This is a genomic window from Victivallis sp. Marseille-Q1083 (genome assembly GCF_903645315.1).
GTDB lineage: Bacteria > Verrucomicrobiota > Lentisphaeria > Victivallales > Victivallaceae > UMGS1518.
Genome location: NZ_CAHJXL010000001.1, coordinates 1,353,154 through 1,368,127 on the forward strand (window position 1 = coordinate 1,353,154; position 14,974 = coordinate 1,368,127).

The window sequence follows — 14,974 nt, forward strand, 5'->3', positions numbered from 1 at the left end:
TTCCGCCTCCCCCAACAGTCCGCTATGGAATCAACATCGCAAATTTTTTGTACAGATCCTGTAATTTACCCAGATAATAAGGTATGTTCTCGTCGCGCTCTTCCGGGGCATCCTTCAATAAGCGGCTGTTGTCCACGACACTGACGGTTTTCTTATCGCCGGTCACATAGAAAACGACCTGGTCGCCCTGCCGGTAATCCAGATCGGCCTTGAGCGCCAATTCATAGGCGGCGGAACGACGGAACGCGCCGCCGGCCGCCAGTTTGCGCTTGTACGTTTCCAGCGAATCATTCAGCGTTTCGCTCTTGGCCAGAGCGGCCAACGGCAGCCGACGCTCCTGCAGCAAGGCCTGGTAATGTTCGAACAACCCCGGCAATTCCCCGGAACGGTCCTCCAGCACATGCCGCAACAGTTCCGCCATGAAATCGCGCTGGAACGGCTCCAACCCGCGTGACTTCAGCGCCGCCCCGGTGATGGAAATGGTGCCGTCCGGCGATAACAGCGCATAGTTTTTGCTCTTGTAGGAGAACATCGCCCGATAAGTGGCATCCAGTTCGATCGTAATCCCTTCCGGCAGAATCTGCTGGATCGCCGCCGCCATCGCGCCGGGCTCGTCAACGCCGGCCGGCGGCTGAAAATAGATCCCGTCGGTATCGACTTCAATGACATGAGCGTCCAACTCCTTCAGGCGGTCGATCATCGATTGCAGAATTTCCCGGCCGCGCGCCGTCACCCGCTCCGCCATCGCATAATCGTTGAAAGTGCCCTGGGTAAATCCCAGATAACCGTAAAAAGAGTTGATCATGATTTTGAACGTCTGCTGCAGCGCGCCATACAGATTGCGGTCGGAAACATCTTCGCTCTGCCGGGCGGCATCCTTGGCTTCGAGACGAAATTGGCGCAGCTCGGCCAACAACCGGGGAAATTCGCCGAGCGTATCCCGGACCGGCACCCATTTCTCCGCCAGGATAATCGACGGATACAGCGAACGCACGTCGCAATGCCAGACATTTTTGAACAGGCCATGGTCATTCGCCAGCGTCAGGCCGCCGGCAAACGGCTGGGACGGCTCCGGCAGCGGCAGGCTCTCCCGCCGCGCCAGATAGGCATTGATCAAGAGCAAATCGACCCGGGTTCCATTGCCGCGCACCAGGCAATCCTGATATTTCAGCGGCAGAAGCTGGGTTTGATAAAAATAACTCGGCGACAGAATCGTACTGATCGAACGGGTTTCCCGGACATCGTCCAGAGCATACGCCAGCAGCCGTTCCCGGTCATGACGCCAGGCCGCGGTAATGGCGTGGCCGTCGATATACGTCCGGTCCGGCGCCGCCACGTTGAAATGGCGGGCGACCGCTTTCAGGCCGTAGGAATCCAGAGAACGCCGGACAACATCATAAGCGATGCACAGATGCATCGTATCGACGACATGACGGCCGTAAAGGTCGTAACGCGTATAATTGATGATGCGCTCGGCGGCAGTGAAACGGGAATTGCGGCGTTTCGGCAGCCGCTGATGGCGGCCGAGCGCCAGTTTGACGTTGTAGCGCCTCGCCCGGCGCTCCAGGTAGGGCAGATCGAACCGGCAGATATTGTGCCCTTCGATGACGTCCGGATCGCGTTCCTGGACGATGCGGACGAACTCTTTGAGCAATTCCCGTTCGGTGAAATCCCGCTGGGAAATCACCATCTCGAACCCGGTGCTGTCGCTGATGGAAATAATGACGATCTCATCGGCCGGCCGGTCGGCGGACGGGAAATCGTAACCGGGCGACGTCAGCGTTTCAATGTCGAACTGCAAACGCCGGATCTCTTCGAACTTCAGATCGCGGAACAAACGCAGCGGGTTGGCCAGCAATCCCTGCGTTACCAGGTCGCCGAACAGCGAGTAAACGACTTTGCCCTCGGCTTTTTTCAAAAATTTGACCGCCTGCTCATACGTTTCCAACGACGGAAAAGAAACGATGTGGCGCAACACCTGGCCGCCCTGCAGCGGCTCCGCCTCCCATTCCGCCTCCAAACCATTCAAATGCACCGGATCGTCCAGCAGCAGAAAGGGGCGGAAAGGAATACGGCGGGAATCGACCTGATCGCCGTCGCGACAAAACAATTCCAATTCGCCGCCATCGGGCTCCACCGCGACGACGCGACTGTAATCGGATTGGATCAAATGATTTAACTGCATCGAATCATGCTCCTCTTGGCTGTTTATCATCGAAATCTCTCCCGGCGACCGTCGGAAAAAGATTTGCCGGTTCCCCAAAATCAATCTCAGTCGCGGGAAGGGATTGGTTATGAAACTATACCCATCCGATGCCATTTTTACAAACCACATTTCGTCACTCTCCGTCGAAAGGACGGAGAAACCGCCGTCATTTTTCCACCGGCAGAGACCGCCACGATTTTTCTTTCCCCGATTCATGCAAAATTATTTGCATGGCCGCCGGTTGTTTGTTATATTACCGCTGACATCTGGGGACGAAACCATCGAGCTGATAAAATCGTCGGTCTTTCGGACCCCGATTGCCGGGGAAAATCAAACTGGCAACCGAGCATTCCCCGGCAGGTTGTTCCACATCTCTGAATTGAGCAATCAATCCAATCGAGGAGAATTATGCGCATCAATGAAATCTGCCGGGCATTCGGCATGGCTTGGGAACTGGTAATCGATCTGCCGTGCCCGGGATTCCTGAAAACCGGCAAAAAACCGGACTGGTCGGCCCGGCCCGGCCTGTTTCTGCTTTATTTTCCGCTGCTGGGCGGTGTAATCGGGCTGGCCTTTTTTCTCGGATTTCGTCTGCTGCAGGCAATTCTGCCCAATCATCTGATCTCGTCACTGCTGTTTGCCGCCGCCGCCCTCGTCTTGGTCGCCTGGAAGGATTCCGGCCGGTCGCTCGGCATCCTGACCTCGGCGATTGACCGTTTCTGCCAGACGAAGAGTTGGCAGGCCGCCCTGGCCGATTTGAATTCCGAATGGCGCATGACCAACAACCCGCTGGCCAATCTGGTTTCGCCGGCCGTGCTGCTCTTTCAATTCGTCGCTTTCCTGCTGATGGCGTTCGACGGCTACGCCTACTGGATCATCCCGGTGTTAACGCTGGATTTCGCGGCGCAGGCGCTGCTGGCGACGCTGCCGTCGCTGATTTCCGGCGAAGCGCTGATCGACGGGGCACGCGACGGCGAAAACCTGCTGGGCCTGGCGACGGCAGTCGTGCTGGTATTCATCCTGCCGGCGGCACCGTGGGCGCTGCTGACCACTGCCCTGCTGGCATTTTTCGGCGTTATGGGCTTCAAATCTTATTGTCTCGGCCGTTTCCACGGCATCGACGGGACGATGGTGACGCTCGGCGGCACCCTGACCCAGTTGCTGGCGCTGCTGATCGGATTGTGTTTCCTCACCTGAAAAGGTCCATGCTGGAACTATGGCATCCCGCGGTCAATGATGCTCCCAGGCCCGAAGACCGCCACGACGATCGCAAGACCTGTAGCAGGCGGAACGCGTTCATATCACCGGCGGCAATGATGCATTTCGTCAAGATACGGCATGAGAATTGAAAAATGCAGCGGCACCATTTTCGGATTTTATCCTCCAGCCGCATTGCGCGGGTACGATTATATCGTCTGGTTTTTAGAGAGTTCCGCCTCCCTGCAAAATAAGCGAGCCATGTCCCTATCCGCAGCCGGCAGACCGTCCCTGGCCTGGCCAGCCGTCCCCGCGCCGATCGCCCCCCCAAAAAAACGGCCGGAAATATTTCCGGCCGAGCGCGAAGAACGCGATATTTTCACAACTGCAAATCGCGCAGAGCGTGGTACTTCACTTCGTTCCACTTCGCTTCTTCCTTCATGCCGTCGACGTGGCCGTCGACGAACAGGAAGTTGCAATTGCGGTTGTGCCGAACGTTGCCGGCCAGCCAAACCCGATCCTCCATATGAATTTCGCCGGAAGCGGCATTGTACATATAAATATCGCCCTCGGCTATCTTGATGATTTCGGAAGGGCCGACACCGTTCGGCGCGCTGGTGACTTTCAGCGGCATATCCCACGAATCGTTGCTGAGCGCGGTCAGGGTCGACACCGCATAGCCGCAACGCCGGGCCGCGCCGAGTCCATTGTTGGAATCGAAGGGGTCGTTGTCCCAGTTCTGCAGCCAGTTATTGCCGCCGGCCTCCGGTCCATACAGGCCGCCGCCGGCATTGTCCGTCTTCGTTCCGTCACCGGCGGCCGGACAGGCCAGCAGTTCATCAGCACAACTGTAATCCTTGCAGAGAATACCGCTGAACAGGTAATTGCCGTGCATGATCGGCAACATATATTCCATATTGTCGCCGGAATACAACTCACACGCCAGGCCGATCTGTTTCAAGTTGCTCTTGCATTTGACATTCAGCGCCGCCGCCTTCGCCCTGCCCAACGCCGGCAACAACATGCTGGCCAGAATAGCGATGATCGCGATCACCACCAGCAATTCAATCAGCGTAAAATGCTTCTTTTCCATGATGAACGTCCTTTCCGGAATGTTTGAAACCATAATTTTATTTTTTCAACAACGGACCGGTGGAATTGCGGACGATGATCTCGGTGGTATTACGGTACCATTGCAGATTTTCGCTGATTTCCTGAAATGTCCGTTTTCCTTCCACCAGATCGATCAGACAACTGCCGGCCTGCTTGCCCATCGCAAAATTATGATAATCGACCGTACTCATCGGAATAACGCCATAACGGCTCAACGGCGTTTCGCTGGCCAATACGCTGATTTCCTCCGGGCATCTGCCGCCATGGCCGATAAAGCGCCCCAGGAAACCGGCGCAAAACTGATCGTCGGCAATCAGGGCGGTAAAGCGTCGTTCCGGATCGGTTTCGAACCAGCGATCCGCCAGCAATTCTCCTTCGTCGAACTCGGCCCGGGTGAAGTGCGGAAATTCCAGAATCAAATCCTGCCAGTTGAAGCGCTTCAACAGCCGCTCCCAGGCTTCCAGATAAATGCGTTCCGTCACCTCGTAATAGGCCGGAAACGCCAACCGGCGATGCCCCAGATTGTAAAAGAAGCTGATGATCTCTTCCGTCGTCTTCTTTTCATCATTGTTGATGCAGAGCACATCTTCCGGATAATGTCCGCCGACGATGACGAACGGCACATCGGTGGCCTGCAGCTCGCGAATCACCGCCAGGTCGGTAATCCCGGCCAGCACCAGGCCGTCGACGTTGCGCTGCTGAATATTCGCCGGCATGATAAAATCATTGATACTGCTCAAATCGTACGTCGAGATCACCAAATGATAATTCCGGCTCCGGCAGATGTCGTGGACGCCGGAAAGAATCGTCGCAAAATAATTGTTGGCCAGCCCGAGCGTCACCTTGCAGGAAAGCAGAAAACCGATCTGGAACGTCCGTTTGCCGGACAAAGTTCTGGCGGCACTCTGCGGGACATAATTGTATTTACCGATAATATCCAGTACGCGCTGCCGGGTGGCATCGCTGGTTTTGCGGCGATTGTTCAACACCGCCGATACTGCCGCCGTCGACACGCCGGCCAGTTCCGCGATATCGCGAATCCGGAGATTACCAGAAGTTTTTCGAATCGTTTCCGCCATATCGTTCACCTTCGCAATCTTATTTTTTCCGGTCCTGAATTCAGTAAACCGAAACCGGCCGTTTACCATCGTACGTATTATAGTATAGTAAATCGATTAACAAAAAGCAATACCTCAATTCAAAAAAATTGAAAAAAAGTCGATTTTTTTCCCTTGTCGCCGCCAAAAACCGGCAACCCGACGCATTTGCATACAGTTCGACGGTGAAATCCGCCACAATTCCGGTTGCAATCCACCCCCAAACGGAACTTGGGGTATTCCGCTATTCGCCACCGCCAAGCACCTGCCGGCTTCAACTCACCCCCAGGCGGGAACTGGGTGGTATTTAACACCAGAAAAGTCAAGGAGCAACATGTTTCAATTCACACCCAGGCGAGAACTGGGTGGATAAGATGTCCCCACCAGCATACAGCTTGACTGTTTCAATTCACACCCAGGCGAGAACTGGGTGTTCATGGCCGGGGTAGCGGGATTGTCGGTAGTGGTTTCAATTCACACCCAGGCGAGAACTGGGTGAAATTCGGCCGAAGTCGTCGGGAACCATTCCTTGTTTCAATTCACACCCAGGCGAGAACTGGGTGTGGAGCTGGAAATTACCGACATGACCACCGGAGTTTCAATTCACACCCAGGCGAGAACTGGGTGGATTTGGTTAATCGTAAAGTTGTGAGCGACAATGTTTCAATTCACACCCAGGCGAGAACTGGGTGGCTCGATCGGGTGTTGAAAACTCATTACAAAATGGTTTCAATTCACACCCAGGCGAGAACTGGGTGTGGATAAACGGCCTTTGTTTACCAACTTTAACGGTTTCAATTCACACCCAGGCGAGAACTGGGTGTAATACCGTTGGTATTAGGCATTCTAGTAAAACAGTTTCAATTCACACCCAGGCGAGAACTGGGTGGCTATGAATGTATTTTGGTTTTTCGCCGGCGTCTGTTTCAATTCACACCCAGGCGAGAACTGGGTGTGGCTGGAAGCGACCAGCCACCCGAAAAATCCCGATGTTTCAATTCACACCCAGGCGAGAACTGGGTGTTCGGGCCTTTGAATGGACGGTGCCGCTGATTGTTTCAATTCACACCCAGGCGAGAACTGGGTGTAGATTTCAACAATCTTTGACCATCCATTCGGAGTTTCAATTCACACCCAGGCGAGAACTGGGTGTCCGAAGACAAGAACATTGATCCGACTGATGTTGTTTCAATTCACACCCAGGCGAGAACTGGGTGAAACGATTTAAATAATAGATGCGAACATCAAAGTTTCAATTCACACCCAGGCGAGAACTGGGTGAATCTTGGATATACCAATAGGCATACTGCATGGGTTTCAATTCACACCCAGGCGAGAACTGGGTGAAGATGGATAGCAATAACTTGTTTCTTTGTTCTGTTTCAATTCACACCCAGGCGAGAACTGGGTGAACAAACATGGGGAGGCGTTTATAACCTATTTGTTTCAATTCACACCCAGGCGAGAACTGGGTGATATCCGAACTCGAAAGACATCAGGAGTTTATGTTTCAATTCACACCCAGGCGAGAACTGGGTGGCCAATATTATAACTCTTTCAGACTCAGTTATCAAACAACTCATTTCCGCGAATCACTCGAAAATTGAAAAAAGGAATGTAGATAAAATCAATAAAAGCATGTTATTTCCTTGATTGATAAAAGGTGCGAAGCTCAGCTCAAACGTCCCGCTGACCTGAGCTTCGCACTCAAACATTACAGCAATAAAGTATCTCGCCCCAGATCGACAATTGCTCTCACGCCAAAATGTTCCACTTTACCGGCCCATTTGGCACCCAAATTATAAATCCGCAAACTATCTTCTCCCATGTTTATTTCTCTCAGCAATCTGGCTTTCAATTCCAGAAAACCGGCCCAATCGATTTCACACTCAAAAACAGAATTCTGTACTCGCAAACCGTAATCTTTGCAAAGCTTGGCGACCCGGCGCAAACGCCGCTTACCTCCTTCGCTGTTGACCGCGACATCATAACTGACGATTACCCGCATAATACCTCACTTCCAAATATAAGGAACATACGCCTCCACTTCCCCGCGCAAATATTTGGCCAACAATCGCGCCTGAATCCAGAACAGCAAACCGACCGGAATTTTCTCTCCGATCACCGGATGTACCACAATTTCCTGTTTGCGCTGCTGCCAGGCTGTCAAGAACTTTTTTCGGCCTTCGTCATTCAACCAGACTGCCCCGTTGCTCAAAACCTGAAAATCACCCGCACCAATCTGTTTCAGATTAATCAAAGACAAGCTGAGCCGGTCCCCCAGACAAGCACGATACTCTTCCAGCATATCCAACGCAAGACTTGCCCGGCCCGGACGATCACAATGCAGGAAACCGGAGGCCGGATCCAATCCGACCGATTCCAGTGCGCCGACCACTTCATTCAACAGAATTGTGTAGGCAAACGACAACAAGGCATTCACCCGATCCAGCGGCGGGCGCCGACTTCGGCCCTGAAATTGAAATTCATCGCTCTTGTTCAAGATCAAATGATCGAACACCCCAAAATAGACGTCGGCAGCCTTGCCTTCAATGCCGCGCATCACTTCAACCTCCGTGGCCTGCCGTAAGCCATCAATCAACTGGCTCAACTGACGAATCGCCAGTCTCACCGGCTGGTTCTCCGGCTCATGATCCCGACAAAAGCGCCGCAGGACCGCTCGAGTATTGGCCAATTTGCCGGCCAGCAGAAACATAGTCATTCGCGCGGCACCTTCCACCGTGTCGGCCACCCGGTATTGCGCCCGCCGCAATAACACATTGCCGCTCACTGGCCCTTGAACCCGCGCTAGAAAATGGCCGTTTTCATCGCAAAAGGCAATCGAGACTTCATTTTCTGCACAAAAATGCATCAGATATGGGGAGCAGGCAACCCGGCCAAACACAACAATCCCCTTCAGATTATGGATCGGAAACCGACCAGCCTCCTTCCCATCAATCTGTACGGCTACCGCCTGTCCGTCTTTATTTAGGTAAGCCCCTTGCGTGGTCACATATAAAACATTCTGCAGTTTTCTCATTCCAACGCCTCCTCGAATTGTTTCCAACTTGAAACATCTTCCTTTCGGATGGGCAAGCAGTAATCCGCCACCGAGCAGGCGGCACATTTTCGGCGCTGGTAGACTGCCGGTGGAGAAATTTTCTCGATAATCAATTGATGGCAAGCCATCACGTTCTCCAGTGTCAACTGCCGCAACGGCCCGTCAATCTTCACTTCCACCCGCTCACGTGTTTCAAAATAAAATAGAAAAGCACGTTCGATCGCTCGATTCATCATTTCTTCCAGACAAAGCGCCTGTGCACACAACTGCACTTCATCACAGCGTTCCGTTTTCGGTTTCCCCCGCTTATATTCAATCGGATAAACTTCGGAAACCTTTCCTTTGACGATGAATTCAACCGCATCAGCCCGGCCGGTCAACCCCAAGCGTCTGGAACACAATGGCAGCGAATATTCCACCCGGCGACGGCCGCCAGACCGCACGCCGGGTAAATCGACCCGACAGTGAAGTACCTTACCTGACATCGTGAAAAAATTCTCACTCCAATATTGCTCCAATTCCAAGATAGCAAACTGGCGCGAGCAGAACAAATAATGCTGCAAACGTGAAATCAGCAACCATTCTTCTTCCGGGTATTCCATCTCCATCGGTTCCTTTCGGAGCGGCAATCAAAGTTTTTCGATTATTTCCACCCGGTCCGGACAAGCGCCACGATCGATTTCCACCCGATAGTCGGCAAAAGACCGTGGCGGCAATTCGCTTGATCCGGCTTGTTCAATTTTCACCAGATCGAACAATTTCCAGGCCGGCGCGTCGCCCAGCGGATCGGCGTGTTTGAAAACGATCAACTTGCGCGTCGACATCACACCGCGTGCCGCCGAACGGTCATATTCGAACATGTTCATCAACGCCTGCCAGAACAGTTCGAGGTCCTTCCCGCAAAATCCGGTCTGCTTCGCCAGTTGCGGCGAAACGAACCCTTTGGCGACATACAATCCATATGGAACGGTGTATTTCCGGCCCATCGTACGGTTGTCGCCTTTCTGCTTGACGGCCTCTTTCTCCGTCGCCACCGCCATCCGGGTAATGCTGTGTTCCAGTGTCACCACCGGCTCCACCGAACGGGCGAAAGTCAACTGCACCGGTCCGCGTACTTGTCCGGCATTCTCGCCGGTACTCATCACCGCACCGAAGGTACGGATGTCATAATAATTCCGGCACATCCACTGCCGGGCGGTTTCCGTCCGCCTGCCGTCATCTTTTGCATTGACGGCCTTCACTTCCTCCGAAGCGAAAGCCCGGCTGATCTCATCGTTGAGAATCGCCTTTTCCTTGATGAAAATATCAAATCCGTCCGCCAGTTCTTTGACCAGTTGCACATAATTGCGCACCTTACGCTTCAGACAGACATCGGTCACCAATCCGAAGCCGGTTTCAGCATCAACCCGAGGCAGATTGCCGGCATCCGGATCGCCGTTCGGATTACCGTCCTGAACATCGAAAACAATCATGAAATCATAACGGTTATTCAAAGCGTCGCTCATCTTTCATTCCTTTTTTATTCATTATTATCCGTAGGTAAAGTTACTGCTGCGTCTTGTCCGCATTAGCCGTAAACAAATCCTTCATTTGATGATAATAGCCGATACTGAAACGGCCTTGATCTCTCAATGTCAAATGAGCCGGAAAATCATTGATTTTATCAATGATCTCTTCCAACAGTCCTTTAAAATTGATTTGCCGATCTATCGACAATTTATCCAGATGATGCCCATTCAATGCCAACAATCGGCCAAACACCACACTCGGAGTTGTCGAGGCGGCACCGTAATAGCGGTCGCGAACCGTCGCGTTGATGCCCGGCTGTGCTTCTCCTTGGCATTTTTCCAACACGGCAAACAATCGGCCGCATAGATAACCGCTGTTGCCATTTTCCCGATCCAGTCCCATTTTTATCTCCTTTCCGTGATCTTCCGACAATTTCCGGTTCAAATACGCCTTCAAAATCGCCGCCCGGGATGCTGTAATTTCCCGGGTGGCGCGGATTCGCCGCAAACACTGCTGAAACAGGGCATCCGGATAAGGTTTTCCCTCCAGCACCGCCGACAGCGTCGCGGCGGTCAGCGGCTCAGCAACATTTTTCATTTTACAATCCAATGCCGTGGCAGCTAACAGTGACGTCAGTGATGAATAGGGATAATCGCGGGGACTTCTGACGATGATCTTCGGGTGCGCTGTAATTCTGATCGATGAAGATGAATAGGGATAATCGCGGGGACTTCTGACGATGGCCAAGTCCTCGAAATGCCGACAAAGATTCCGGGCAAATTCCTGTACTGTTCCTACCTTCCAGCACCGGACCGCAATCCGCGTTATATTCGGAGAAAGGCTCAAAAAATAAAACTGCGTTTCCTGCCCCTCCGGTCGCCGTCCGGTATAGACAGACTTCATAAACGACTGGACTAGTTCAGTCTGGCGATCCGGGTTGTCTTTGCTATTCTGCACCATCAGCCGTATCAGTTCGTCCAACTCTTCGGCCGCCGGATTTTCCTCCGCCGCCCAGAACACCGTGGTGACGCCACCGAGAGAAAATTTATTCTCCGATCCTTTGGCCAACAACGTATTAAGCGCCGTCGAACAGGCGAATTCCGCCATCTGGCCGATTGGCGCATTGAAACACTGCTCTCTTCCATAGGAATCATAACCGCTGTTTTTCTGAAAACTGACCAATGCAGCATTACTTTTGCCGCCGGGAACCGGCGTCGCCTTGAACAAACGAGCCAGCGGGCCGTAAGTGCCGGTAACCAAACAGCGACCGGATACGCTGCCGCCCGCCTTCTCCTCCGACCTTCCCACGGCTGTCGCGGTCACATAATCCTGCACCGCCGGCCGCTCCGCCACCAGCTCCCCGTTCCGCAATTGAAAGGAGAGGTTACAACCGGAAATCGCACAGCAATCCGTCCACAACGGATCTTGCTTCACTTTTTCCAGCTCACCCCGCCGGTAGAACTCCAATACCGCATGGACCCCGGCATCCTGCCGCACCTCCTCCGGCAAATTTTGGAGCTGCTCAACGAAGCGGCCGTGCTGCAAGCGTGCCATCTCCAGGTTTTTCGCCGCCTCTTCCGCCGTTTTCGCCGCTTTCGGCTGGCCGAGCACATAACCATAATGATCCCACAACAGATAGGCGGTCTGCCAACTGCTTCTGCCGGTGCGGCCAATTCCCTGTGGCAACCTGTAAAACCGGCCGAATTTCTTTGTCTCATCCCGGAGGTCGAACAATCCGAAAAAGGTGCCGTCCTCCTCCAGAACGATCAGAAATTTCAATTCCTTATGCTCGAAACCGGGCCTCGGCAGATTGTCGCGCCGCCGATAATATTCATATAAGGCCTGCAGAATCATCTCAGTACCTCCGGCGAATCCTCCTCCGGCACTGTAATCACTCCAGCCATCAATTTCGGTCGGTAGAACATCGACTTCGGCCGGACCGGGTCGCTGAAATCCAGATCGTAAAGCATATAACCCAAATCCCGGTTTTCCGCAATCGGCGGCATCACAGCCCGGTCCGCCGCCAGTTCCGCCGGTTCAAGCAGTTGGAAATTGGCGGCAAATTCCCGGCATCCCAGATACGGCTGATGAAACGTCTGCCCTTTGGCCGCCCGCCGGACGAACATCTCGAAATACTTTTGCGGTGTTTCCGGGCCGTTGTCCGCCAGCGGAGCGTCGTTACTTCGAACATTCGGCGGCAGAAATTCCAGTTCGGCAAACAACCGATAAGCGACATCGCGCAGGCACATCCCGGCCCGCTGCTGGCGGCGCTTTTCGATAAAGATCTCCTTCGTTGCTTTCGATGCCACCGCGTCAACTTCATTGCGCCGGACGGAAAACCAGCAGATCGCCTTCAATACCTCAATCCGCCGGATGTGCCAACGGACCGCCGGCTTCCAGAAAACCGCCGAGAAAATCGCCCTGGCCGCCGACGGCGTGATTACATCGTAACTCACCCGTTCAACTTTCAGCTCCGGCCGGGTAAAACAGGCGTAGTCCCCCCATACTTTCAAACAAAACTCCCGCCTTGGATATTCGCTCAATCCTGCACCTCCTTTCGAAATTCTGTCAATTCGCTTATGCCATCAGCAATTCATCATTGCCGAGCTCCACACCAACGCCTTCCCGATACCAGTTCGGCGTATTCTGCACATAAACGCCGAACAATTCCGCCACCCGGCCGACCTCCAGCTCCCACTCCAGCCGTTTTTTCGGAACGTTCACCGTATACGGCTGCATGGCCCGGAACCGTTCGCGACTCGGCCCCTTCTCCCGCAACTCCTGAATCAACCCAGCACCCTCCCGGTAAGCCGTCACCACCGGCACTTGCCAGGCATCATCGATCAAATGAAAGTCCAAAGCAAAATCATGAAAACTGAAATACAAACTTTTACTCTCTTCCACCAACCGCTTGTTGAATTTCGCTTTATCGAAATCCCGTAAGTCTTTAAACTTACAGCAGCAGTGATAGAACTTTTCAAAATATTCCCGAAAATACTGCGGCGTCAGCGTGAAGTCAGCCGGCAACTGTTTGGCCACCTCGACGCCATGGGAAATCGTACCGGTCGGCAATCTGTTTTCCGATTCAAACAGAATGACCCGGCCATACTCCAATTTTCCTTCCCGGTTGCAACGGCCGGCCGCCTGCGCCAGCGAATCCAGACCGGCCCATTCCCGACAAACAACCGGAAAATCAAAATCAACGCCGGCTTCAACCACTTGGGTCGCCACAACGACGACCGGCCTGTCACCGGCTAAGTCCGCCCTGATCCGCGCCAGACAACAGCTGCGGTCGACCGGACACATCGCCGCCGACAGATGATATTTGTTTTCACTGTGCAGGGCATGAAACAACTCCCGGCAGCCGGCTTTGGTATTGACGATGCACAGTGCCTGCCGCTCGTTATCCAGACGGGCCGCCAGTGCGTCCCGGGACAGCCGACCCGTCCGTTCTAGGCGAACCCGGCATAACTCCGACGCCCATTTTTCCGGGTCACTGATCAGCGGATAGACCGACGACACCCCTGGACAACAGCATTCTGAAGGGCCGATCCATTCCGCCTCTAGAGACGGCAGAGTTGCCGAGCACAACACCACACTGCAACCGAAATGCTTCACCAACATGCGCAGGACGCTCAAAATCGGCCGCAGATGATCCGGCGGTAACATCTGCACTTCATCCAGGATGACCACGCTGCGGGCGATATTGTGCACTTTCCGCACCTGAGAAGCATTGGCGCCCAACAAAGATTCCAGCAATTGTACATTGGTAGTGACGACAATCGGCATATCCCAATTTTCCACCGCTAACTCTCTTTGCGCCGACAGTTCCGTTTTTTTGTCGTCGTCGAAAGGGATGAAGTCGGCATGGTGTTCCAGTACGTTTACCGCACCGAAAATCTTCCGGTAAATTGCCGCCGTCTGTTCGATGATCGAACAATACGGAATCGCCATGATCACCCGATCCAGACCGAATTTCCGCCGATGCCGAAGCGCAAATGCCATTGAGGCCAACGTCTTGCCACCACCGGTCGGCACATTCAGCGAAAAAAAGCCCGGTTGCCGCTCCGCGTTTTGAAGAACCTCCGCCAATATCGCCCGCCGGGAAGCGTTGACCGAAGTAACGACGGCCTCTTGCTGCAATCCCGTCAGGTAGGCATCGAATTTCTCTTCCAATTGTTCAAAAGATTCATACTGCCGGCGGAACGCCGTCTTCGCCGGTTCGACCGCCGCCTCGGCATTCAGCCGGTCGGCGTCGACCAAGGCCGAGAACAACATCCGAATCCAGAGATGGTAAGATTCCGGATCGGGCAGGAATGCACTGAACTCGTTGAGCAACGCCTTTTTCCCAACGGCAAAATCGACGCTCGGCATCCATTCGATGCAGCCGTCCGGAATGACTTGCTTTCCCTTCCAATGATCAAGTCCGGCCGTATAATTCGGCAAATGGGTATGATGTCCGGCGATGGCATAAGCGGCAACCAACCCTAAATTTCCATACCGATACCAATATTCCGCCGCCGATTCATAAGCATGGTTCTCTCTGCCAACTGACGTCAACAAATATTGCTGCCAACGCGGATCATATTTTCGCCAGTCATGTCCTTCGCCAATCCAGCCGCCCCAGGCCGGACAACCGAATTTGGCGGCGAATCCGGCGGCCAACGCGCTGACACCCGAGAGATGCGCATGCATGGTCTGACCATGCCGCGCCATTGCCTTTCCCATCTTATTCCCTCCGGCTGAAACTTGTTTTGATCAAGAATCGTTTGCCCGTCCGATAAGAAAATT

General features: G+C 53.6%; 11 protein-coding genes and 1 CRISPR repeat array. Of the genes, 1 reads left to right on the forward strand and 10 read right to left on the reverse strand.

The window, feature by feature from the left end; genetic code table 11:
* Positions 1-22: 22 nt before the first annotated feature.
* Positions 23-2,215, reverse strand: a complete 2,193-nt coding sequence (locus HWX74_RS05315; RefSeq protein ID WP_176012562.1) for a DNA polymerase domain-containing protein — start codon at positions 2,213-2,215, stop codon at positions 23-25.
* A 399-nt stretch (positions 2,216-2,614) separates the two neighbouring features.
* Between HWX74_RS05315 and HWX74_RS05320 the strand changes: the two genes are divergently transcribed.
* On the forward strand, positions 2,615-3,403 hold the full coding sequence (locus HWX74_RS05320; protein ID WP_176012563.1) for a hypothetical protein: 789 nt from the start codon (positions 2,615-2,617) through the stop codon (positions 3,401-3,403).
* A gap of 379 nt (positions 3,404-3,782) precedes the next feature.
* Here the strand turns inward: HWX74_RS05320 and HWX74_RS05325 are convergent, their stop codons facing one another.
* The 9 genes from HWX74_RS05325 to cas3 all read right to left on the reverse strand — a co-directional run bounded on the left by HWX74_RS05325 (position 3,783) and on the right by cas3 (position 14,911).
* Entirely contained in the window at positions 3,783-4,496 is a 714-nt protein-coding gene (locus tag HWX74_RS05325; RefSeq protein ID WP_217704855.1) for a prepilin-type N-terminal cleavage/methylation domain-containing protein, read from the reverse strand.
* 37 nt (positions 4,497-4,533) lie between these two features.
* Positions 4,534-5,595, reverse strand: a complete 1,062-nt coding sequence (locus tag HWX74_RS05330) for a LacI family DNA-binding transcriptional regulator (RefSeq protein WP_176012565.1) — start codon at positions 5,593-5,595, stop codon at positions 4,534-4,536.
* Positions 5,596-5,884: 289 nt separating this feature from the next.
* Positions 5,885-7,152: a CRISPR direct-repeat array (repeat unit 32 nt; unit sequence GTTTCAATTCACACCCAGGCGAGAACTGGGTG).
* Positions 7,153-7,327: 175 nt separating this feature from the next.
* Positions 7,328-7,621 (reverse strand): CRISPR-associated endonuclease Cas2, encoded by a 294-nt coding sequence (gene cas2, locus HWX74_RS05335; protein WP_176012566.1) that lies wholly within the window; start codon positions 7,619-7,621, stop codon positions 7,328-7,330.
* Positions 7,622-7,627: 6 nt separating this feature from the next.
* Entirely contained in the window at positions 7,628-8,653 is a 1,026-nt protein-coding gene (gene cas1c, locus HWX74_RS05340) for a type I-C CRISPR-associated endonuclease Cas1c (protein WP_176012567.1), read from the reverse strand.
* On the reverse strand, positions 8,650-9,276 hold the full coding sequence (cas4, locus tag HWX74_RS05345; protein ID WP_176012568.1) for a CRISPR-associated protein Cas4: 627 nt from the start codon (positions 9,274-9,276) through the stop codon (positions 8,650-8,652). The genes cas1c and cas4 overlap by 4 nt, the downstream gene beginning before the upstream one ends.
* 27 nt (positions 9,277-9,303) lie before the next feature.
* Complete coding sequence (gene cas7c / locus HWX74_RS05350) at positions 9,304-10,179, reverse strand: type I-C CRISPR-associated protein Cas7/Csd2 (RefSeq protein WP_176012569.1); 876 nt, start codon at positions 10,177-10,179, stop codon at positions 9,304-9,306.
* A 40-nt stretch (positions 10,180-10,219) separates the two neighbouring features.
* The gene (gene cas8c, locus HWX74_RS05355; protein ID WP_176012570.1) at positions 10,220-12,037 is read right to left on the reverse strand and encodes a type I-C CRISPR-associated protein Cas8c/Csd1; all 1,818 of its coding nucleotides are present in this window, start codon (positions 12,035-12,037) and stop codon (positions 10,220-10,222) included.
* A complete protein-coding gene (cas5c, locus tag HWX74_RS05360) occupies positions 12,034-12,696 on the reverse strand; it encodes a type I-C CRISPR-associated protein Cas5c (protein ID WP_217704856.1) in 663 nt (220 codons plus the stop codon). The genes cas8c and cas5c overlap by 4 nt, the downstream gene beginning before the upstream one ends.
* Positions 12,697-12,760: 64 nt before the next feature.
* The gene (gene cas3, locus HWX74_RS05365) at positions 12,761-14,911 is read right to left on the reverse strand and encodes a CRISPR-associated helicase Cas3' (protein WP_176012572.1); all 2,151 of its coding nucleotides are present in this window, start codon (positions 14,909-14,911) and stop codon (positions 12,761-12,763) included.
* Between the last annotated feature and the right edge of the window lie 63 nt (positions 14,912-14,974).